Raw genomic sequence first — 19,995 nt, 5'->3', positions numbered from 1 at the left:
CCGCGGCCGGGGCCATCCCGCAGACGTCGCAGAAGCCGTCGGCCTCCACCTCGCCGGCGCAGCCGGGCTGGGTGCATCGGTTCATCGCCGGGACCCCGTCTCGCTCTCGCACGCCCTGATCGCTCGCTGGTACTCCGCGAGCACCGTGGTCGCCCTCCGCAGATCGCAGGGCGCCGTCCACAGCACGTCACGGGCCTCCCCGTACAGCACGGTGAGCCGCTCGTCCTCGACCAGGCCCAGGCGCGCGGCCTTGGCCAGGTAAGCCTCCAGGCGTCCCCGGAGCTCGCCCCGCCGGTCGAGCAGACCGGCACTGAGACGCAGATCGCCGCGCGCCCGTTCCAGCGCCTCGTCGGCGGCGCGTTCGAGCTCGGCGAACCGCCCGGCCATCTCCACCCAGCGGCCCGCCTCCCGGAGCCGTTCCAGGGCGGTGAGCCGGTCGCGGAGCGCGACGCCCAGCCCCCGCGACGGTTCGGGGAGATTCGGCGACTGGATCTTGGCGAGGGCCATCGCGTGCGCCTCGCAGGCGCGCCGCTCGGTCCCCTCGACCTCCTCGATGGACGCGGTGACCCGCGCGACGTGGTCCGCGTAGTCGTCGCGCATCCGGGCGACGCCCGCCAGCTCGTCGCCCAGCGAGGTCAAGATGGTGCGGACCCGGTCGAGGCGGCCGGTGTCGGCGCCGCCGTCCCGGACGAGCGACAGCGGATCGGTGCGGATCACTTTGCCGAGCGCGGTCAGCTCACGTCCGACCCGGTCAAGCTCGGGATGCCGGGTGCCGTCGAGGGAGTGCGCCAGCCGGGCCGTCTCCCGCCAGCTCTCCTCCACCGCTTCGAGCGGCAGCAGCAGTGCCGTCCAGGCGGCGTCGGCGGCGGCGACCTCCCCCGCGACGAACTCGTACGCGTCCGACATCATCGCGACCGCGTCGTCCAGCGTCACCCGCTCCTCCTGCGGGCCGAGCAGCGTGCGGTCGCGCAGCGGGATCTCCCCGTCGGGCAGCTCCACCGACGTTCCCGACAGCAGCCCGGACAGATCGACCAGCGTCGCCATGTCGGGACGCGGCGACCGCCCGCGCAGCTCCGACGCGGCGTCCAGGACGCGCTGGTAGGCGTCGAACAGCGCCCACAGCCCCGCCATGACGGCCTTCGCTTCCTCCCAGCGACGCCACGTCTCCCCGGTGAGGCGGGCGCCCTCCAGAAGGCGGCTGCCGTCGTGCCCGTCGAGTTCGAGAAGAGACGCGGAGATGCGGTCGCGCTCCTGCCGGAGGGTCCGCAGGGCATGGTCGACGCCTTCACGGCTCATGGGCGCGGCGGCCCCGGGCCCGCTCTGGTCCAACGTCTGCCCCGCGATCGCTCTCCTACGGTCCCCCCGAGCATGCCCGGCACACCGGTCTGGGAGCACGGACCGGTCCACTATCGGACGTACGCTCTCATACAAGTGTGATCCGTGACACTAGCCGAAACAAGCATCTTTCTCCCCTGGACGGGCCGCACCGGGCACATCCGGCCGGGACCGTCCGGCCGCGGACCCGTACCCTGTGCACCGGGAACCTCGTTGTCAGTGGTGACGTTACGAGAGTTAGCACGTCTACGAGAGGAGTGGTGAGTCCGCAGTGTCGGACCCCAGTCATAGACCCGGTGCCCCATGTTGACCGCGGTGCTGGGGGTGCTCGCGGTGATCCTCCTCACCGCCGCCACCGGATACTTCGTCGCCCAGGAATTCGCCTACGTCGCCGCCGACCGCGCGACATTGGAACAGGCAGCCGAACGTGGCGACGTTCCCGCGAAACGGGCACTGAAGGTCATCGGCAGGGTTTCGTTCATGCTGTCGGGCGCCCAGCTCGGCATCACGATGACGACCCTGGTCGTCGGGTTCATCGCCAAACCCGCCCTCGCGGAGCTGATCCAGCCGCTGCTGGAGGTCATGGGCGTCCCCGTGGGCGCGACGGGCGCGATCGCGCTCGCCACCGGCTTCGTCCTGGCGACGCTCATCCAGATGCTGCTGGGCGAGCTGTTCCCCAAGAACCTCGCGCTCGCGCGCGCCGAGTCGCTGGCGCGCGCGCTGGCCGCGTCCACCCTCGTCTACCTGGCGGTCGCGGGGCCTTTGATCCGGCTGTTCGACAGCTCCGCCGAGCGCCTGCTGCGCGCCGTCGGCGTCGAGCCCGTCGAGGAGCTGCACAGCGGCGCGACGCTTGAGGAACTCGGCGACATCATCGGCAAGTCGCACAGCGCCGGGCACCTGCCCGCCGACCTGTCCGGGCTGCTGGACCGGGCGCTGTCGTTCGGCGACCTCACGGCCGACGAGGTCATGGTGCCGAGGCCGCAGGTCCGGACGCTGCCCGGCACCGCGCCCGTCACCGACCTCGTCGCGCTGATCCGCGAGACCGGGCACAGCGCCTACCCCGTCTACGGCCAGGAGGTCGACGACGTGATCGGCGTCGCGGGCGTCCGCGAAGTCGCCGACGACACGCTCGACCCCGCCACCCCCGTCCGCCGCGTCGCGCGGCCGGCGCTGCTCGTCCCCGGCAGCCAGCCGCTGTACGGGGTGATCGAGCACATGCGCGACTCCGGCGAGGAGTTCGCCTGCGTCGTCGACGAGTACGGCGGCCTCGCCGGCATCCTCACCTTCGAGGACGTCGCCGAGGAACTCGTCGGGGAGATCGCCGACGAGACCGACGCGCGGGAGGAGGCCCCGACCTCCGGACCGGACGGGTCCTGGCTCGTCGACGCGGGCATGCGCATCGACGAGGTCGGCCGGCTGACCGGGCTCGACCTCCCCGAAGGCGACGCCTACGACACCCTCGGCGGGCTCGTCATGGCGGAGCTGCGCCGGCTGCCGTCCCCCGGGGACCGCCTCACCGTCGACCTGGACGCCGGCTCGGTCGAGCTGGAGGTCATGAGCGTGGCCCGCCGCGTCGCCGAGAAGATCCTGATCAGGACGCCGTCGGCCGCCCCGGCGCAACGTCCGCCGGTCACCGGCCCGCCGTCCTCGATGCCGCCCCCGGCCGCCGCCGGGGACGACACGGTGCCGTCCGGTTCGGAGGCGTCGTGGACCCGCTGACCACACTGCTGATCACCGCCCTGCTGCTGGTCGGGAACGGGTTCTTCGTCGCGGCCGAGTTCGCGCTCGTCGCGGCGAACCGCCCGCAGCTCGAACGCGCCGCCGCCAAGGGCAGCCGGCCCGCCGTCGCCGCCCTCGCCGGCGTCCGGGAACTGTCGCTGATGCTCGCCGGCGCCCAGTTCGGCATCACGATGTGCTCGCTGGGCCTCGCGATCGTCACCGAGCCCGCGTTCGAGCACTTCCTCGAACCGCCGCTGCACGCGCTCGGCGTCCCCGACGCCGGGACGAAGGCCATCGCGCTCGGCACCGCCCTCGCCGTCGTCACGTTCCTGCACATGGTCATCGGGGAGATGGCCCCGAAGTCGTGGGCGATCACGCACCCGGAACGCTCGGCGCTGATCCTCGCGCTGCCGTTCCGCGCGTTCGCCAAGGTGTCCAGGCCGATCCTGTCGGCGCTGAACTCGACGACGAACGCGCTGCTGCGGCTCTTCCGCGTCACGCCGAAGAACGAGCTGGACAGCCACACCGACCCGGCCCGGCTCACCCACCTGGTCGGCGAGTCCCGCCGCCTCGGCCTCATCGGACGCCACGACCACGAGCTGCTCCGCCGCGCGATCTCGGCGCGGGAGGCCACCGTCGGGCATCTCGTGGTGCCCGCCACGTCCGTCACCACGATCGGCGCGGACGCGACCGCCGCGCAGATCCGCCGGACCGCCACCGCCAGCGGCCACAACCGGCTGCTCGTCCGCGACCACGACGGCGCGATGACCGGGATCGTGCACGTCCGGGCGGCCATCACCGAACCGAACGGCGAACGCCGCGCGGACGAACTCGCCCACCCCGCGACCGTCCTCACCGCGGAGACGACCGTCCTGGACGCGGTCAGCCGCATGCGCCGCGCCCGGGCCCCGCTCGCCGTCGTCAACGACGCGCACAACGAGTTCGCGGGCATCGTCACCCTGGACGACCTCCTGGCGGAGCTACTGGCCACCAACCCGCACTGACGCAGGCCGCGCACCTGCGACGACGGCGCAGGTGGCGAGGTGCTGCAACGGGATATCCGGGTCATCCTGGCCATATGAGCGGACACGGCCACGATCATGGACACGGGCACGGCAACGGGCATGGGCGCGGGCATGGGCATGGGCATGGGCGGCCGTTCAAGCACCGGCTGCCCCACATCCTGCGGCCCCACTCGCACGAGGCGGCCGACAAGGTGGACTCCGCGATGGAGGCCAGCGCCCAGGGCATGCGCGCCCTGTGGATCTCACTCGCGGGCCTCGGCGCGACCACCGTCCTCCAGGCCGTCGTGGTCGTGTTCACCGGCTCGGTGGCGTTGCTGGGCGACACGCTCCACAACGCCGCCGACGCCCTGACCGCCGTCCCGCTGGGCATCGCGTTCCTTCTCGGCCGGCGCCCGCCGACCCGCCGCTACACCTACGGGTACGGACGCGCCGAGGACCTCGCCGGCGTCGTCATCGTCCTCGCCATCGCCGCATCGGCCCTGGCCGCCGGGTACGCGGCCGTCCACCGCCTCGCCCATCCACAGCCTGTGGAACACCTGGCCGCGGTCGCGGGCGCGGCCCTCATCGGCTTCATCGGCAACGAACTCGTCGCCCGCTACCGCATCCGCGTGGGCCGCCGCATCGGCTCGGCGGCCCTCGTCGCCGACGGCCTCCACGCCCGCACGGACGGCTTCGCGTCCCTCGCCGTCCTGCTGGGAGCCGCAGGGCTCGCCCTGGGCGCACCCTGGGCCGACCCTGTCGTCGGCCTCCTCATCACCTTCGCGATCCTGGCCGTCCTGTGGCAGACCGCCCGCGAGGTCTGGCGCCGCCTCATGGACGCCGTCGACCCCGCCCTTGTGGACCGTGCCGAGGCCGCCCTGTCCGCCACCCCGGGCGTCCTCGCCGTGGGCGACGTCCGTCTCCGCTGGATCGGCCACCACCTCCGCGCCGAATGCGACGTCGTCGTCGACCCCGCCTCGACCGTCGTCCGCGCGCACCAGGTCGCCGTGGACGCCGAGCACAGCCTCCTGCACGCGCTCCCCCGCCTGTCCGGCGCCCTGGTGCACCCCGACCCGGAGCCCCGTCACGGTGAAGATCATCACGCCGCGCTGGCCGGGCACCGATGATCACTGACCTGTGAGACGTTAGTCCGGCGCAGAATGGGAAATTACGGCCCCGGGCGGTCGATCTGGGACGGGATGACGTCGGTGAATCAGCCATCAGAAACCAACGGGCCTGACGAAGAGAGCCCTGAGACCGTCGAAGACGGGCACTTCACGCCCGCCTACGTCCCGGCCTCCGAAGTCCCCACGATCACCGTCCCCCGCCCCGAGAGCACCACGGACAACGCGGCGGACGACACCGCCGGGCCTTCCGCCGCCGGCGCCGAGACCGCCGAAGCGTCCGCCGTCGAGCCGTCCACCGGTGCGGAGTTCCTCGCCACCGGCGAGGACGAGTCCCAGGGCGTCCCCGCCGAAGAGCAGCCCGCCGAACCGCCGGCCGGTGCGAAGCCCTCGCCCGACCCACGAGCCGACGACCGAGCGTTGGACGACCTTGAGCCCACGTCCACCTCACCGGCCGACAGCGACGCGCCCGAGGACGTCCCGGCGCACGCCCCGCCGGAAGAGCCGGCCGACGCCGAGCCCGGGTCCGGGCTGGCGGCTGAGGACGCCGAGGGGCCGGCCGACGACGTACCTGGCGATGCCGCGCCCCCGAGCGAAGCTACGGGCGGCACGGAGACCGTGTCCGATATTCCGGTCGGCGGTGGAATCACCCTGGCGGACGAGGCCGAGGCTGAAGCCGAAGCGGAAGCGCAGGTCGGCGACGACGATGAGGCCGCGGCCGGACTGGATCCTCGGGCGGCGTTCGAGACGATCCCGCTCGAAGGGGTCGACGAAGAGCGTGACCCGACACCGCCGCTCGGGATGGAGGCCGCCGAGGACGGGTGGGGCGGGCCCGAGCTGGTCGAAGACGTGTACGGGCCGCTGACCGGGTTCTACGAGCGGCTCGACGAGCGGCTGCGGGAGGTGCCCGAGGACGTCCCGCCGGTCGGCTGGGCGCCGCACATCGCGGCCCTGCGCGCATTGCGCGAGGAGCGGGTCACGGGTGACTGGGAGGTGCTCGCGCGGTTCCTCGTCGCGCCCGGTTCGCTGGAGGAGGGGACGGAAGCGGTCCGGCTCGTCCAGACGGATGAAGGGGACACAAGGGAGGGAAACAGGGCCGTCCGGGACATCGTGAAGGAGCTGGCGGCGGCGGACGGCCGGGCGCTGGTGGTCGCTCCCACTCCGGAGCGGGCCGCCGAGCTGCTGCGTGGCGTGGAGAGCGATCCCGAGGTCTTCTCCTTGCTGATCGAGACCCGTCCGGCGACGGCGGAGGCCCGTTCGGTGGAGACGCGGGCCATGCCGCCGGTGGACGAGGAGGCCGTCGGGGCGCCGCCGGTGAGGGAGCCCGGTTCCAGTGGGACGGTCGAGTTCAAGCCCGTGGCAGGGCGGCCCGACCCGAAGGCGGAGGAGGGCTCGTCGGCGGTCACGAGGGTCGAGCCGCTGCCCGTGCTGCCGGAGGGGGAGCCCGTCGTCCCGGAGGAGGGGCCGTCCGCGCCGGAGACGCGGGTGCGGTCGGCGGCGCTGCGTCCGGTCGGGGAGGCGTGGCGGCATTCATGGGACACGGAGGCGCGCCTGATGCGGCGCGGGCTGATGTGGCTGGAGCAGTGGCCCCGGGACGCGGCGGCGCTGAAGTCCGTCCAGGCGGAGCATCTGCGGCGGGGCGAGGACCTGGAGGCCGAGCAGGCGGCTCTGGCGGGCGCGATCGAGGAGTCCCGGAACGCGGCGGCTGCCGCCGAGCAGGCCGCTGAGGAGGCCGGGGCCGAGGCGGAACGGCTCGCCGCCGTCCAGGAGGAGGCCGAGGAGGAGCTGACCGGTCCGCGCGCGGAGGCGGAACGGCTCCAGACGGTCGCGGACGAGGCGGCCGCGGAGGCGAACGCGCTGACCCGGACGGCCGACGCCACCTACGCACGGTGCGTCCAGATGGACGAGCGCGCCAAGACCGCGCAGGCCGAGCTGCAGGCCGCGCGGCAGGCCGAGGCGTCCCTGACCGACGAGCTGGCGCAGGCGCGGCAGGCCCTGCCCGGCGCGGCGGAGGAGGCCCACCGGCTGACGGCGGCGGACGCGGACGCGGCGGCCGAGGGCCACGCCGCCTACTACCGGCTCGTTTCGGCGGAGTCGGCGCTGTCGGCGGTGCGCCGGAAGATGTCGTTCGGGCAGCGGCTGCACGTGGCGGCGCCGCCGTCGGAGTGGAAGAGCCTGCGCGCGGAGCTCAAAGCCAGGACGCGGGAGGCGGACGAGGCCGCGCGGCGGGCGCGCGAAGCCAAGGACGCGGCGGAGAACGCGGAGCGGATCCGGCGGGGCCTCGCGTCGTTCGTGTCGGAGGGCGGGGCACGGCTCAAGGCGGCGCAGGAGGCGCAGGAACGCCTGGGGACGGAGCTGACGTGGCTGGCGGCGCAGCGGGAGACCGCGGGCGCCGAGCACGGGGAACAGGCGCGGCTGGCCGCGGAGTCGGTGGAGCGGGCCACGCAGGCGGGCATGCGGGCGCGCTCCGCGCACCAGGCCGCGCAGGAGATCGAGGACCGGGTGAACGCCGCCCGGACGTCCCGCGAACAGGCCCTCGCGGCGGCGGAACGGGCCCGGTCGGACGCGGAGACCGCCACGGCACGGGCCGCGGAGGCGGAGGCGGCGCTCGAACGCCGCACGACCGAGGCCGCCGAGGAGACGTCCCGCCGCGAGGCCGATCTGGAGACCGCCCAGCGCACCGAGGCGCGTTCGCGGGAGAACGTCGTGGAGATCTGCGGCTCGGATCCCGCCGAGGACCCCGAGGTCGTCCCCGCGCATCAGCGGCGCGCGATGGCCCGTATCGAGCAGCTCACCGGCTACCTGGACGGCGGGCTGGCCGCGGGGAGCGAGGTGCTGCTGCGCACCGCCGACCTCGTCATCGGGACCCCGGCGGGCGTCGGCCTGACCGCCCGCGACGAGGAGTTCGACGCGTTGATCGTCGCGGACGCGGGGGAGGTCACGGACGCCGAGTTCCTCATCGGCGCCGTCCGGGCCCGCCGCTGGGTCCTCGTGGGGGCGTCCGGCTCGCGCCCGCCGTCGTACCGGGAGTACGCCGGCGCCCCGTCCGGCAGGCCGGAGGACGGCCCGTTCGGACGTGCCGCGACCGCCGCCCCCCACCTGCTCGGCGGCTGAGGGGTCAGTCCTTGTCGTCGGGGACGAACAGGTGGAGCAGCCAGCCGGCCACGCCGACGACGATGGCGCCCCAGAACGCGGGCCAGAAGCCGGTGACGTGGAACGGCAGGTCCAGCCGCTCGGCGAGCCCGCTGGTCAGCCAGAGCAGCAGGGCGTTCACGACGAGGCCGATCAGCCCGAGCGTGACGACGTAGAAGGCGCAGCCGAGGGTTTTGATGATCGGCTTGATGACGGCGTTGACGAGGCCGAAGATGACGGCGACGGCGACCAGCGTGAGTGCCCGCCGGCCCGCCGTGTCGCCGTCGACCGAGATGCCGTGGATCAGCACCGTGGCGGCCCACAGGGCCACCGCGGTGATGCCCACCTTGAGAAGTATCCGCACACCACGATCATGGTCCGGCCGGGTGGCGCCCGTCGTCCCTCTATGCGGCGATTAAGGCGGATGCTCCCGTCATCATCCAGGACGAGCCGGCCGGCTCCGCGTGGGAGACGACCCTCACGGCCTGGTGCCCGCTAGTCGTTCCGGGTGAAGAACGGCGAGGTTCCGGGGTTCTTCGCGCGCGGCGCGACCCGGGTGCCCTGGACGGCGGCGGTCGCCGGCTCGCGCCGGGGAAGCGGCCCGGTGTTGCCCGCCGGGCGGGACGGGCCTGCCGGGCCGGCCGGGCCCGACGGCGCCGGCCCGGGGCGGGAGCCCTGCCGGGCCTGGGCGAGTTCGCGCTCCAGGCGGCGCTTCTCCGCGACGAGGGTGGTGAGCGACTCCTCGTGCTCCTCGCGCAGGTCGCGCAGGTCGCGGCGGGTGCGCAGGCGGCGGGCGGCGCCCACGAAGGTGAGCAGCATTCCGGTGAAGAAGACGACGGCCACGGCCGCGCCGGCGAGGAAGACCTGCCACTGCTCGTTCACACCGGGAACGGTCTGGCCGAAGACGACGAGCTCGGTGGTGCCGGTGTTGTCGAGGACGACACCGGCTCCGGCGGCGATGCCGGCCGCGACCAGCAGGAAACCGAGGAACACCATGGGCAGATCTCCTCTGCTGTGACTCCGGAGGGGGGACGGAGGTTCACCACCATGCCAGACTGAAACTGGATCATGTCGCATTCGTCGGATAAATCCAGGTCAGAGGGTATTCGTCCGAACTGCTGCGCAAGGTTCCCTTCCGAGCGCACCGGATAGTGATCACTGCCGGGAGGGCGCACCGAGACACCGGGAGGACCCCATGCCCGTGCAGGCCATCGTGTTCGATCTGGACGGCGTCCTGATCGACTCAGAGCCCGTGTGGGAGGAGGTGCGGCGCGCGTACGTCGCGGACCGCGGCGGACGCTGGCTCCCCGGCACCCAGGACCGGCTCATGGGCATGAGCACCGAAGAGTGGGCCCGCTACCTCGCCACCGACCTCGTCGACGGCGTCACGGCGGAGGAGGCCGCCTACGAGGTGATCGACCAGATGCTCCAGCGGTACGAGGCCGGGCTGCCGCTGCTGCCGGGCGCGGAGGCCGCCGTCCGCCGGATGGCCGAGTACCGTCAGCTCGGCCTCGCCAGCTCGTCGCCGCGCGCCCTCATCGACCTGGTGCTCGGCAAGCTCGGGGTGGGCGGGCTGTTCCGCGCCACCGTCTCGACCGAGGAGGTCGACCGCGGCAAGCCCGCACCGGACGGCTACCTGACCGTGGCCGCCCAGCTGGACGTGCCCGCGCACGCCTGCGTCGCCATCGAGGACTCCAGCAACGGGCTCCGCTCGGCGCACGCCGCGGGGATGACGGTGATCGCCATCCCGCGCCCGGCGCACCCGCCCGCGCCCGACGCGCTGGAGCTCGCCGCGCACGTCGCCGATGATCTGGACGAGGTGACCCCGGAGCTGGTGGAGGTTGTCCACAGGTGAGCGTTCCCGGGGGCGGGCGTCGGCGGCCGCTCATAGTATGGGCCGATGGCTTCCCCCGAGACTCCGGAAACCCTCGACACCCTGCGGCGCGTGTTCGGGTACGACGCGTTCCGGGACGGCCAGCGCGAGATCATCGAGCATGTGGTCTCCGGCGGGGACGCCCTCGTCCTGATGCCGACCGGCGGCGGGAAGTCGCTGTGCTACCAGATCCCCGCGCTCGTCCGCAAGGGCACCGGCATCGTCATCTCGCCGCTCATCGCCCTCATGCAGGACCAGGTCGACGCCCTGCGGACCCTCGGCGTCCAGGCGGGCTTCCTCAACTCCACGCAGGACCTCGACGAACGCCGCGTCGTCGAGGCGCAGTTCGTCGCCGGCGAACTCGACCTCCTCTACCTGGCGCCCGAGCGGCTGAAGCTCGGCTCGACCGTCGAGCTGCTCGACCGCGGGACGGTCGCGCTGTTCGCGATCGACGAGGCGCACTGCGTGTCGCAGTGGGGGCACGACTTCCGTCCCGACTACCTGATGCTGTCCGGCCTGCACGAACGCTGGCCCGACATTCCGCGCATCGCCCTCACCGCGACCGCCACCGAGGCGACCCGGAGCGAGATCGCGACCCGCCTCCAACTTGAGCAGGGCCCGGGGTCGAAGACGCGTCACTTCGTCGCGAGCTTCGACCGCCCGAACATCCAGTACCGGATCGAGCCGAAGACCGACGCCAAGCGCCAGCTCCTGCGCCTCCTCCAGACCGAGCACAAGGGCGACGCGGGCATCGTGTACTGCCTGTCCCGCAACTCGGTGGAGAAGCACGCCGCGTTCCTCACCGAGAACGGCATCGAGGCCCTCCCGTACCACGCCGGCCTGGACGCGCAGACGCGCGCCGCCAACCAGTCGCGCTTCCTCCGCGAGGACGGTCTCGTCATCGTCGCGACCATCGCGTTCGGCATGGGCATCGACAAACCCGACGTCCGCTTCGTCGCCCACCTGGACCTGCCCAAGTCCGTCGAGGGCTACTACCAGGAGACGGGACGCGCCGGACGCGACGGCCTCCCGTCCACCGCCTGGCTCGCCTACGGGCTGCAGGACGTCGTCAACCTCCGCAAGATGATCGACGGAGGCGAGGGCGACCCCGCGTTCCGCCGCCGCCAGGCCATGCACCTCGACTCCATGCTCGCCCTCTGCGAGACCGTCGAATGCCGCCGCGTCCAGCTGCTGAACTACTTCGGCCAGTCCGGCGAGCCGTGCGGCAACTGCGACACGTGCCTGACACCGCCCGAAACATGGGACGCGACCGTTCCCGCGCAGAAGGTCCTGTCGGTGATCGTGCGGCTCGACCGGGAACGGCGGCAGAAGTTCGGCGCCGGGCACATCATCGACATCCTGCTCGGCAAGAAGAGCGCCAAGGTCATCCAGTTCGACCACGACTCCCTGAAGCCCTTCGGGGTCGGCGCCGAACTGCGCGAGGTCGAATGGCGCGGCGTCGTCCGGCAGCTCCTCGCCCAGGGCCTGATCGCCGTCGAGAGCAACCACGGCACCCTGCTCCAGACCGACACGAGCGCCGATGTCCTGCGCGGGCAGCGCAAGGTGATGATGCGCCGCGAACCGGAACGTCCCGCCACGAAGGCGGCGAAGACCGCCAAGGACCGCAAGGCCCCCGTCGAACTCCCCGCCGAGACGATGCCGATCTTCGAACGTCTCCGCGCCTGGCGCGCCGCCATCGCCAAGGAGCAGGGCGTCCCCGCCTACGTCATCTTCCACGACGCGACACTCCGGGAGATCGCGACCGCGCTCCCCTCGTCCCTCACCGAACTGGGCCGTGTGAACGGCGTCGGCGAGAACAAACTCGCCAAATACGGCGAGCAGGTCCTCGAAACCCTGACCGCCTCCGACTAGCACCCCCGCCTGGCACGACGAACCCGCGAGACAGAGCAGCCGAGCCTCCCCCGCCCGACGTGACGGCGGCCGCGCGGCGCGACGACGGCTAAGGGGCCGTCGTGAGCGCCGCCTCGCGGGCGGCGCGGTGGCCTGACTCGACGGCGCCGTCGATGTACCCGGCCCACCTGGTCGCCGTCTCGGTCCCGGCCCAGTGCAGCGGCCCCACGGGTTTGCGCAGCGCCGGGCCGAAACGAGTCAGTGTCCCGGGAGCGGCGAACGCGCCGTAGCATCCGCGCGAGTACTCTTCCTCGGCCCAGTCCCGCTCGATGTACGCGACGGGCTTCCTCGCCCGCGGCCCGAAGTATCCGGCGAGGTCGGCGAGGACCTGGGCGCGGCGCTCCTCGGCGGTCAGGCGCGCGGCGATGTCGGCGTGCCGTCCCTCCAGGAACCCGACCAGCACACCCGGCGTGCCGCCCTCCGGCGTGTTGTCGAACGTGATGCCGAACGGGCGCCGCGCGCTGGTGACCTGGCCGCTGAACCCGTCCTCGCGCCAGAACGGCTCGTCGTACACGACGTTGACCTTGATGACGCGTCCCATCGGCAGGCGCTGGACGAGCTGGTCGCGGTCACCGGGCAGGCCAGGGGTGTAGCGGATGCGTCCGGCCGGCGGCGGCGGGACGGCGATGATCGCGCGGCGGGCCCGGATCTCCCCGGCCGGCGTGCGGAGCCGCACGGAGCCGTCCTCCCAGTCGATCTCGGTGACGGGGGAGTTCAGCGACACGCGGTCGCCGAGCTCGTCCGCCAGCGCGAGCGCGATCCGCTGGGACCCGCCGGAGACCCGGTCCTGCTGGGCGCCGCCCGTAGTGTCGATCAGCGGGTCCAGGCCGCCGGCGGCGGCCATGTAGAAGCCCGCCCACAGCGCGGACATGTCCCCGGCCTCGGCGGAGAAGACCGCCTGCGTGATCAGCCGCATGAACGCGCGGCCCCCGCCGGTGTGCAGGTTCCGGCGGATCCACGTGTCGAACGTCTGGGCGTCGAGCCGCGCCGCGTGCCGGGCCGTCCACGGCGCGTCCGCCGGGATCCCGCGCATCATGCGCTCGACGCGCACCTGCCCCTGCGCGATGTCGGCGAGCGTGACCGGTGAGAGGCGGGGGATGCGGCCGGTGTACTCGCCGCGCGTCCTGCCGATCTCGGCGATGTGCTTCCCGCGGTCGTAGGTCGGGTAGGTCGACAGCCCGAGTTCGCCGATCAGGGCGAGCACCCCGTCCTGGCCGGGCCCGACCCACTGGCCGCCGACCTCGATCGGTTCGCCGCCGGGCAGTTCCCCGTTCAGCAGCCGTCCGCCGACCCGGTCGCGGGCCTCCAGGACGGCCACCTCGTGCCCGTCCCGGACGAGGTCGCGGGCGGCGACCAGCCCCGCCGTCCCGGCCCCGACGATCGCGACATCGACCATGTCACCGCTCCTCATGCAGACTGCATCCGACATACATCATGTATGTGTTACACATACCGGATGGAGCAGGTCAAGAACCGGCGGCAACGTTATGTCGAAAGCACCCGCGCCGCTCTCCTCGACACCGGCCGCCGCTTCTTCGCCGAACGCGGCTTCACCGGCGTCTCGGCCGAGGAACTCGTCCGCGCCGCCGGGCTCACCCGCGGCGCCCTCTACCACCACTTCGCCGGCAAGCAGGGCCTCTTCGAAGCCGTCTTCGAAGACCTCGAAGCGCAGGCCGCCGCACGGATCACCGCCGCGATGGCCCGCGACAACACCCCCCGCGACAAGGCCGCCGAGGGCGTCCGCGCCTTCCTGGAGATCTGCTCCGACCCCGACTACCGCGAGATCGTCCTCCTCCAGGGCCCGATCGCGCTCGGCTGGCAACGCTGGCGCGAACTCGACCAGCGCTACCTCGGCACCATCCTCACCGACGGCCTCACCGCCCTCCTCGGCGGCACCGGCCCGCACCCCATCGCCCTGACCACGGCCGCGTTCTACGGCGCGCTGACAGAACTGGCCCTCTCCATCGCCGACGCCGACGACCCGCCGCGGGCCCGCGACGAGGCCGTCCACCTGATCGGCGCCATGCTCGACGGCCTGCACTGAAACCGGCGGCGATTCCCAGGGTTCTCCCAGGATCCGCGCGGACTTCTGCCAGCGGCCCCGGGTTACATGATCTCCATGCGAACCAGACACACGACGACGCTCGCCGCCGGTGTGAGCGCCGCGGGCCTCCTCGGCCTGGGCCTCTACCTCGCCGTCCCCGCCTTCGCCGCCGACCCCTCGCCGTCCGCGTCCCCCAAGGCGGAGCCGAACCATCCCCGCCGGGACCACCCCGGCGAAGACCGCCCCTTCCGCCGAGGCCACGGCCTGCGAGGTCACCTGGGCGGGCACGGTGTCCACGGCGAGGCCACCGTCCGCCGCGACGACGGTTTCCGCCTCGTCACCTGGCAGCGCGGCGAGATCACCGCCCTGTCGTCGACGACACTGACCGTCAAGAGCGCCGACGGCGTCTCCTGGACGTGGACGGCCAACGGCGACACCCGGATACGCAAGGACCGCGAAAAGGCCACCATCAAGGACCTCGCCGACGGCGACGAGATCCGCGTCGCCGGCGAACGCTCCGGCGACACCCGCACCGCCAGGTTCATCCGGGTCCCGAAGGACTGACCGGTTCAAGACCGCCGCCGGCGCAGGCGCGGTATTTTCGGAGCCACGGAACCGACGATTCGCGGGAGCCGATGAGCGAGGGCAGGCGCGTCCTCGTCGTGGACGACGAGGCCAACATCCGTGACCTGATCGAGGTCGCGCTGCGCTTCCACGGCTTCACGACCGTGACCGCGGAGACCGGCGACAAGGCGCTGCGCGCCGCCGCCCGCGAGCGGCCCGACCTCGTCCTGCTGGACGTCATGCTGCCCGACGTGGACGGCTTCGAAGTCTGCCGGCGGCTGCGCGCCGACGGCGACCAGGTCCCGGTGATCTTCCTGACCGCGCGGGACACCCCGTCCGACACCGTCACCGGCCTCACCCTCGGCGGCGACGACTACGTCGGCAAGCCGTTCTCCATCGAGGCCCTGATCGCGCGGGTGCGGGCCGTCCTGCGCCGCGCGGCCCCGCCCCCGTCCGACGCCGTACTGCGCGTCGCCGACCTGGAACTGGACGAGGCGCACTGGACGGTCCGGCGCGGCGGCGTCGCCGTGGACCTGTCCCCGACCGAGTTCCGCCTGCTCGCCTACCTGATGCGCAACGCGGGCATGGTGCTGTCACGCGCCCAGCTCCTGGAGGGCGTGTGGGGCTGGGACCACGGCAGCCCCCAGGTCGTGGAAACCTACATCAGCTACCTGCGCCGCAAACTGGACCCGCTCGGCACACCCCTCATCCACACCCAGCGCGGCGTCGGCTACGCGTTGCGGCCATGACGCTCAACGCCCGGCTGCTCACCGGCCTCCTCGCCATCACCCTCGCGGGACTGGCGGTCATGGGCCTGGTGAGCGCCCTCGTCCTGCGCGGCTACCTGATGCACCGGGTGGACGAGCAGCTCCAGTCCGTCCCGGACCACGCCGTGGCACGCCTCCTCCGCCCCGGGCTGCCCGAGCGGGGCGTCGCCCCGGCCCAGTTCGTGGTGCTGGTCGTCGGGCCCGCGAACCGGGTGCGCGTCCTCAGCGGCGACGCACCGAACCCCAGCCGGGCCGTCACCGAGGTGGAACGGCTCAACCGGGACGAACTGAACGCGCACGCACGCACACGCACCCCGTTCTCCCTCCCGGGTCTGCGCGCCGTGGCCCGCCCCAGGCGCAACAGCGTCATCATCGTGGCCTCCCCGCTCGGTGAGATCCACTCGGCCGTCCGCAACCTGGTGCTCTCCGAGATCGCCACCGGCATCATCCTCCTCGCGCTGCTGGCGCTGCTCGGACGCAGGCTGATCGGCCGCGGCCTGCGCCCGCTCGGCCGCATGGCCGCCACCGCCGACGCCATCACCGCCGGCGGCGACCTGCGCGCCCGGATGCCGGAACCCGGCCACCGCACCGAGACCGCCCGCCTCGCCGCCGCCATCAACGTGATGCTGGAACGGATCGAGCAGGCGTTCTGGGCCCGGAGCCGCTCGGAGGCCCGCGTCCGCGCCTTCGCCGCCGACGCGTCACACGAACTGCGCACACCGCTGACGGCCATCCAGGGTTACGCGGAGCTGTACCGGCACGGCGCGCTCGGCCCCGATGAACTGCCCGACGCGATGCGCCGCATCGAGGACGAGGCGCGCCGCATGAACAGGCTGGTCACCGACCTCCTCGAACTGGCCCGCCTGGACCGCGAGGCGTCCCTGGAACCCGTCCCCACAGACCTGGTCGTCCTGGCCCGCGACGCCGTGGCCGACGCGACCGCCACGGCCCCCGACCGCCCCATCGAACTGGACGCCCCGGAGACCCTCGTCGCGAACGTCGACGAGTCACGGATCCGCCAGGTCTTCACCAACCTCCTGGCCAATGTCTGTGCCCACACACCCCCCGGAACACCGGCGACCATCCGTCTCGCACCGGGAGTCATCGAAGTGACCGACGAAGGCCCGGGCATGTCCGCCGACAACGCCGCCCGCGCCTTCGAACGCTTCCACCGCGCCGGACAGAACGCAGGCGGAACCGGCCTCGGCCTCCCCATCGTCGCCGCCATAGCCGCCGCCCACGGCGGCCGCGCAGACCTGTTCTCCGCCCCGTCCAGGGGAACGACCGTCCGCATCACCCTCCCAACACACCCGAACGAAACACCCCCACCGCCAGACCCCGCCTGAGGACCACGCGGAGTACTGGGAGGACCCTGCACGGCGAGTTGACCAGCTACAAGCGGCACACCAGCTCACCGAAGCCCGGCAGGACCAACGCCCCGATCAGGCAGCACATACCGCCCGCAACAAGCCACCGTCCCGACACCCACAGCGCAACTGACGAGACCCGCACTTCCCTGAGCCGCCGGACATCCACGTCCTGCCGGGACCACGCGACACTCCAAGGTCATCGCGATCCCCCAACCCAGGGCCAGTTGGGGCCCCAAAGCCCCCATCACGCAAGCCCACCGGCACGACGATCCAGCTAGCAGGCAGGCCCAGCGCCGCCAAGCCTCCCCGCACGGACAGACCTCGGGGGTCGATGATGGCCAAGTAAGCGGACGTGGCGTACGGGGTGCACCCAGGCATCACGAAAGACGTCCTGGGCATCTGCTCGTCGACGACAAGCGGGCGGCTGAGGCCATGAGCGGCGCTCTCTGGATGCAGAACGAACCCCGTGGCTCCCATGGCACACACAAGAGGCCCCTCCAAGATCGGAAGGGGCCTCCCACTGCTGCGCACCCGAAGGGATTCGAACCCCTAACCTTCTGATCCGTAGTCAGATGCTCTATCCGTTGAGCTACGGGTGCCTGCCGGGGACAACTGTACCGGCTCCACGGACCCGTCCGCGAATCGGTTGTGCTAGACGAGCTGGGGCGTGGGTGTGACCTGAGTCACGGAACTTTTTGTGGGGGAGGTACGCCAAAAGGGTGATCGAGACGGGAGCGACCTGCGAGGTTTGACTCCGTTCGAAGCCCAAACCCCCTGAAGGAGAATTTTCATGCGCATGTCTGCCGCCAAGCTGGCCGGCGTCGTCGTCGTCGGTGGCCTGATGCTCGGTTCCACGGGCTGCGGGGCGGTCGACGCCCTCGCCGGGGGCAAGAAGAAGACCGCCTGCAAGAACATCGAGAGGGAGCTGCGGAGCTTCTCCACCAGCGGCCTGACGTCGTCCGGCGGCGCCGACTCGACTGCTCGGAAGTTCTCCGAGACCGCTTCCGCGATCCGCTCGGAGGGCCGGAGCGCCGGAGGCGACGTCGAGACCGCCGCCGTCGCGTTCGCGGGCGACCTGGACGAGACGGCGACGCTGCTGCGGCAGATGAGCTCCGGCAGCACGAGCCCGCGCCAGCCCAACACCGCCGCCATGCGGCGGCACGGCAACGACCTGGCCGAGGCCTGCGGTTTCAGCGGCTTCCGTCTGGGCGGCTGACCATCGGCGGTTCGCTCCTGCGGCCCCGGGAGCGGAACGTCCGGCCGATTGTCTTAGCGTAGCCACGGTGTCTCGGACTATGCTGCTGAGACCCACGGGCCAGACTTTGCCGGTAGGCGCGCCGAACCGGTAGCCTGTTTGCGCCTGACGGCTACTGGAGGATTCGCCTAGTCCGGTCTATGGCGCCGCACTGCTAATGCGGTTTGGGTGCAAGCCCATCCGGGGTTCAAATCCCCGATCCTCCGCCTCTGACCAGCGGTTTCCTTGATCTAGTTCGGGTCGAGGGGACCGCTGGTTTTGCGTTGGGGGGCCGATGGGGGGCCGACGCGGCGGGGGACCACTGCCGCGGCCGCCTCGGCGGCGGCTTTGAAGACCTGAGGGACCACGGAGGCGTAGACGTCGGCGGTGAAGGACGACCGCGCATGCCCCAGCGTCTCGCTGACCACCTTCATCTCGACCCCCGCGGCCAGGGACAGCGTGGCCGCGCCATGCCGGAGATCGTGGAACCGGATGGGAGGGAGCGGTCCTCCAGCGAGTGCGGCTCGCACCTTCGCCTCGCCAACCCGGTGACGCTTGGCGATCTGAGGAATCCCCCATTTCTGGACCTCGTGTCGCCGTCTGATGGCGGTGTACTGCGTGATGAGCAGCTCGAACCGCTGGGAGACCCACTCAGGGCGGAGCGGCGAGCCGTCAGGACGTGTGAACACCAGCCCCGAGTTCACCCAGGCTGGGCCGGCCGCGAGCCTCTCGCTCTTCTGCCGGGTTCTCCAGGCCCGCAGGTGCTCGACCGTGGCGGCGTCAAGCGTGACCGCACGGTCCCCAGCGTCGGACTTGGCGTCGTCCGGCTCCAGGTCATCGTCTGGCCTCGTTTCGCGAATCGCGAGGATTCCCCCGTCCAAGTCGACGTCACTCCACGGCAGCCCGGCCACCTCAGCTCGCCGCAGCCCTCGGAAAGCGACGAGGTGGAACAGCGCGTACTGCCGTTCCGTCTCGTGGATGAAGTCGAGGAAGGCGCCGGTCTGCGCGGGAGTCCACACCATGACCGGGGCCGGGAGCTTTCCGTTTTCCTCCCAGCGGGCGATGCGAGGGGACGTCCATACGAGGGGTTTCCGGCGCGGCAGACGAGGAAGTTCGACATGCTCGGCCGGATTGTGCGTGAGGTACTTCTTCTTAACGGCCGACCCCATAGCCGAGCTGAGCACGGCGTGTACTCGCTTGATACGTGCGGGCGAGAGAGGCTTCGTCTGCTTCTTACAGCGTTCCTCGCCCTCCTTGCTCTTCTTCGTGGAGTCGGCTCGGGCATCGAGGAGCCGACGCAGCATCTCGCTGGGCTTCTTACCTTCCGGAAGCGGCCGATTGATCTGAAGCATGGCCGCATAGAGCTCGCTCACGTGGTGGGCGCGTAGGTCGACGAGCCGGAGGTGCCCGAGTCCCGGTTTGTGATACAGGTCCACTGCCTCGCGGTAGCTGCTCAGCGTGGAACTCTTTAGATCGACCTTGCCGGCGATCCATCGATCGAGCCACTGCCCGACCGTCATCCGATGGTCCGAGGCGTGTCCGTCAGCCCCCATCTTGGCGAGCTCTTTCACGAGCTCCTTCTCGGCGTCCTCCTTGGTCGGAAACGGGCCGACTCGTGGTCGGCGCCGCTTGCCATCGGCCGAGGCGGGGGCCTCGTAACGGAACCACCAGGTCCCGTGGCCCTTCTTCTTGATATCCGGGCAGTTCGTCTCATAGCGCTTGCCGGTCTCGGGGTTGGTGCAGCGGCACCGCTTGAACACGGCCCCTTTCAAGACATCACCATCCTTTGAGGACTCTCTGTAACCGCATTTACACTGACAGTGCTAACACTGACATCCGGCGCCGTCAAACGACGTCGCCAATAGGACGAATAGATGCAATTCGGAAATGCGGCGCGTTGCCGCTTCGGTCAGCCGGG

At 71.8% G+C, this 19,995-nt stretch carries 16 protein-coding genes and 2 tRNA genes; 12 read left to right on the top strand and 6 right to left on the bottom strand.

Annotated features, from left to right (window positions below):
• Positions 1-81: 81 nt before the first annotated feature.
• Positions 82-1,296: a hypothetical protein gene (locus tag ACTWPP_RS22925; RefSeq protein ID WP_443106383.1), complete on the bottom strand. Its 1,215-nt coding sequence runs from the start codon at positions 1,294-1,296 to the stop codon at positions 82-84.
• A gap of 342 nt (positions 1,297-1,638) precedes the next feature.
• Here ACTWPP_RS22925 and ACTWPP_RS22920 point away from each other — a divergent pair, with 342 nt between their 5' ends.
• The 4 genes from ACTWPP_RS22920 (at position 1,639) to ACTWPP_RS22905 (ending at position 8,296) form a co-directional block, all read left to right on the top strand.
• Entirely contained in the window at positions 1,639-3,054 is a 1,416-nt protein-coding gene (locus ACTWPP_RS22920) for a hemolysin family protein (protein ID WP_443106382.1), read from the top strand.
• Positions 3,042-4,058 (top strand): hemolysin family protein, encoded by a 1,017-nt coding sequence (locus ACTWPP_RS22915; RefSeq protein ID WP_443106381.1) that lies wholly within the window; start codon positions 3,042-3,044, stop codon positions 4,056-4,058. The genes ACTWPP_RS22920 and ACTWPP_RS22915 overlap by 13 nt, the downstream gene beginning before the upstream one ends.
• Before the next feature lie 74 nt (positions 4,059-4,132).
• A complete protein-coding gene (locus ACTWPP_RS22910) occupies positions 4,133-5,185 on the top strand; it encodes a cation diffusion facilitator family transporter (RefSeq protein WP_443106380.1) in 1,053 nt (350 codons plus the stop codon).
• Between the two features lie 81 nt (positions 5,186-5,266).
• Positions 5,267-8,296: a hypothetical protein gene (locus ACTWPP_RS22905; protein ID WP_443106379.1), complete on the top strand. Its 3,030-nt coding sequence runs from the start codon at positions 5,267-5,269 to the stop codon at positions 8,294-8,296.
• A 4-nt stretch (positions 8,297-8,300) separates the two neighbouring features.
• Here ACTWPP_RS22905 and ACTWPP_RS22900 read toward each other — a convergent pair whose 3' ends face one another.
• Together ACTWPP_RS22900 and ACTWPP_RS22895 are read right to left on the bottom strand one after the other, a co-directional pair.
• Positions 8,301-8,678, bottom strand: coding sequence for a phage holin family protein (locus ACTWPP_RS22900; RefSeq protein ID WP_443106378.1), 378 nt, complete (start codon positions 8,676-8,678; stop codon positions 8,301-8,303).
• Positions 8,679-8,809: 131 nt separating this feature from the next.
• On the bottom strand, positions 8,810-9,310 hold the full coding sequence (locus tag ACTWPP_RS22895; protein WP_443106377.1) for a hypothetical protein: 501 nt from the start codon (positions 9,308-9,310) through the stop codon (positions 8,810-8,812).
• Positions 9,311-9,509: 199 nt separating this feature from the next.
• On the opposite strand from ACTWPP_RS22895, the gene ACTWPP_RS22890 reads away from it, so the two are divergent.
• Together ACTWPP_RS22890 and recQ are read left to right on the top strand one after the other, a co-directional pair.
• A complete protein-coding gene (locus ACTWPP_RS22890; protein ID WP_443106376.1) occupies positions 9,510-10,169 on the top strand; it encodes an HAD family hydrolase in 660 nt (219 codons plus the stop codon).
• Between the two features lie 45 nt (positions 10,170-10,214).
• Entirely contained in the window at positions 10,215-12,059 is a 1,845-nt protein-coding gene (gene recQ, locus ACTWPP_RS22885) for a DNA helicase RecQ (RefSeq protein ID WP_443106375.1), read from the top strand.
• A gap of 88 nt (positions 12,060-12,147) precedes the next feature.
• On the opposite strand, the gene ACTWPP_RS22880 is transcribed toward recQ, so the two are convergent.
• A complete protein-coding gene (locus ACTWPP_RS22880; RefSeq protein ID WP_443106374.1) occupies positions 12,148-13,494 on the bottom strand; it encodes a flavin monoamine oxidase family protein in 1,347 nt (448 codons plus the stop codon).
• A 60-nt stretch (positions 13,495-13,554) separates the two neighbouring features.
• Between ACTWPP_RS22880 and ACTWPP_RS22875 the strand changes: the two genes are divergently transcribed.
• The 4 genes from ACTWPP_RS22875 to ACTWPP_RS22860 all read left to right on the top strand — a co-directional run bounded on the left by ACTWPP_RS22875 (position 13,555) and on the right by ACTWPP_RS22860 (position 16,819).
• Positions 13,555-14,142 (top strand): TetR/AcrR family transcriptional regulator, encoded by a 588-nt coding sequence (locus ACTWPP_RS22875; RefSeq protein ID WP_443106373.1) that lies wholly within the window; start codon positions 13,555-13,557, stop codon positions 14,140-14,142.
• Positions 14,143-14,217: 75 nt separating this feature from the next.
• Complete coding sequence (locus tag ACTWPP_RS22870) at positions 14,218-14,706, top strand: DUF5666 domain-containing protein (protein ID WP_443106372.1); 489 nt, start codon at positions 14,218-14,220, stop codon at positions 14,704-14,706.
• A 71-nt stretch (positions 14,707-14,777) separates the two neighbouring features.
• Positions 14,778-15,455 carry a response regulator transcription factor gene (locus ACTWPP_RS22865; protein ID WP_443106371.1) on the top strand — a complete coding sequence of 226 codons (678 nt, stop codon included), beginning with the start codon at positions 14,778-14,780 and terminating at the stop codon, positions 15,453-15,455.
• Positions 15,452-16,819: a sensor histidine kinase gene (locus ACTWPP_RS22860; RefSeq protein ID WP_443106370.1), complete on the top strand. Its 1,368-nt coding sequence runs from the start codon at positions 15,452-15,454 to the stop codon at positions 16,817-16,819. Before ACTWPP_RS22865 ends, ACTWPP_RS22860 begins: the two co-directional genes overlap by 4 nt.
• A gap of 550 nt (positions 16,820-17,369) precedes the next feature.
• On the opposite strand, the gene ACTWPP_RS22855 is transcribed toward ACTWPP_RS22860, so the two are convergent.
• Positions 17,370-17,442: transfer RNA gene (locus ACTWPP_RS22855), tRNA-Arg, on the bottom strand.
• Between the two features lie 191 nt (positions 17,443-17,633).
• Between ACTWPP_RS22855 and ACTWPP_RS22850 the strand changes: the two genes are divergently transcribed.
• The gene (locus ACTWPP_RS22850) at positions 17,634-18,059 is read left to right on the top strand and encodes a hypothetical protein (RefSeq protein WP_443106369.1); all 426 of its coding nucleotides are present in this window, start codon (positions 17,634-17,636) and stop codon (positions 18,057-18,059) included.
• Between the two features lie 156 nt (positions 18,060-18,215).
• A tRNA-Ser gene (locus ACTWPP_RS22845) sits at positions 18,216-18,304 on the top strand.
• A gap of 24 nt (positions 18,305-18,328) precedes the next feature.
• Here the strand turns inward: ACTWPP_RS22845 and ACTWPP_RS22840 are convergent.
• The gene (locus ACTWPP_RS22840; RefSeq protein WP_443106368.1) at positions 18,329-19,849 is read right to left on the bottom strand and encodes a tyrosine-type recombinase/integrase; all 1,521 of its coding nucleotides are present in this window, start codon (positions 19,847-19,849) and stop codon (positions 18,329-18,331) included.
• Between the last annotated feature and the right edge of the window lie 146 nt (positions 19,850-19,995).

The organism is Actinomadura sp. 3N407, from assembly GCF_052245875.1.
Classification (GTDB): Bacteria; Actinomycetota; Actinomycetes; order Streptosporangiales; family Streptosporangiaceae; genus Spirillospora.
The sequence above is the reverse complement of the archived record's forward strand: the minus strand, read 5'-3'. Positions and strand labels throughout refer to the sequence as shown.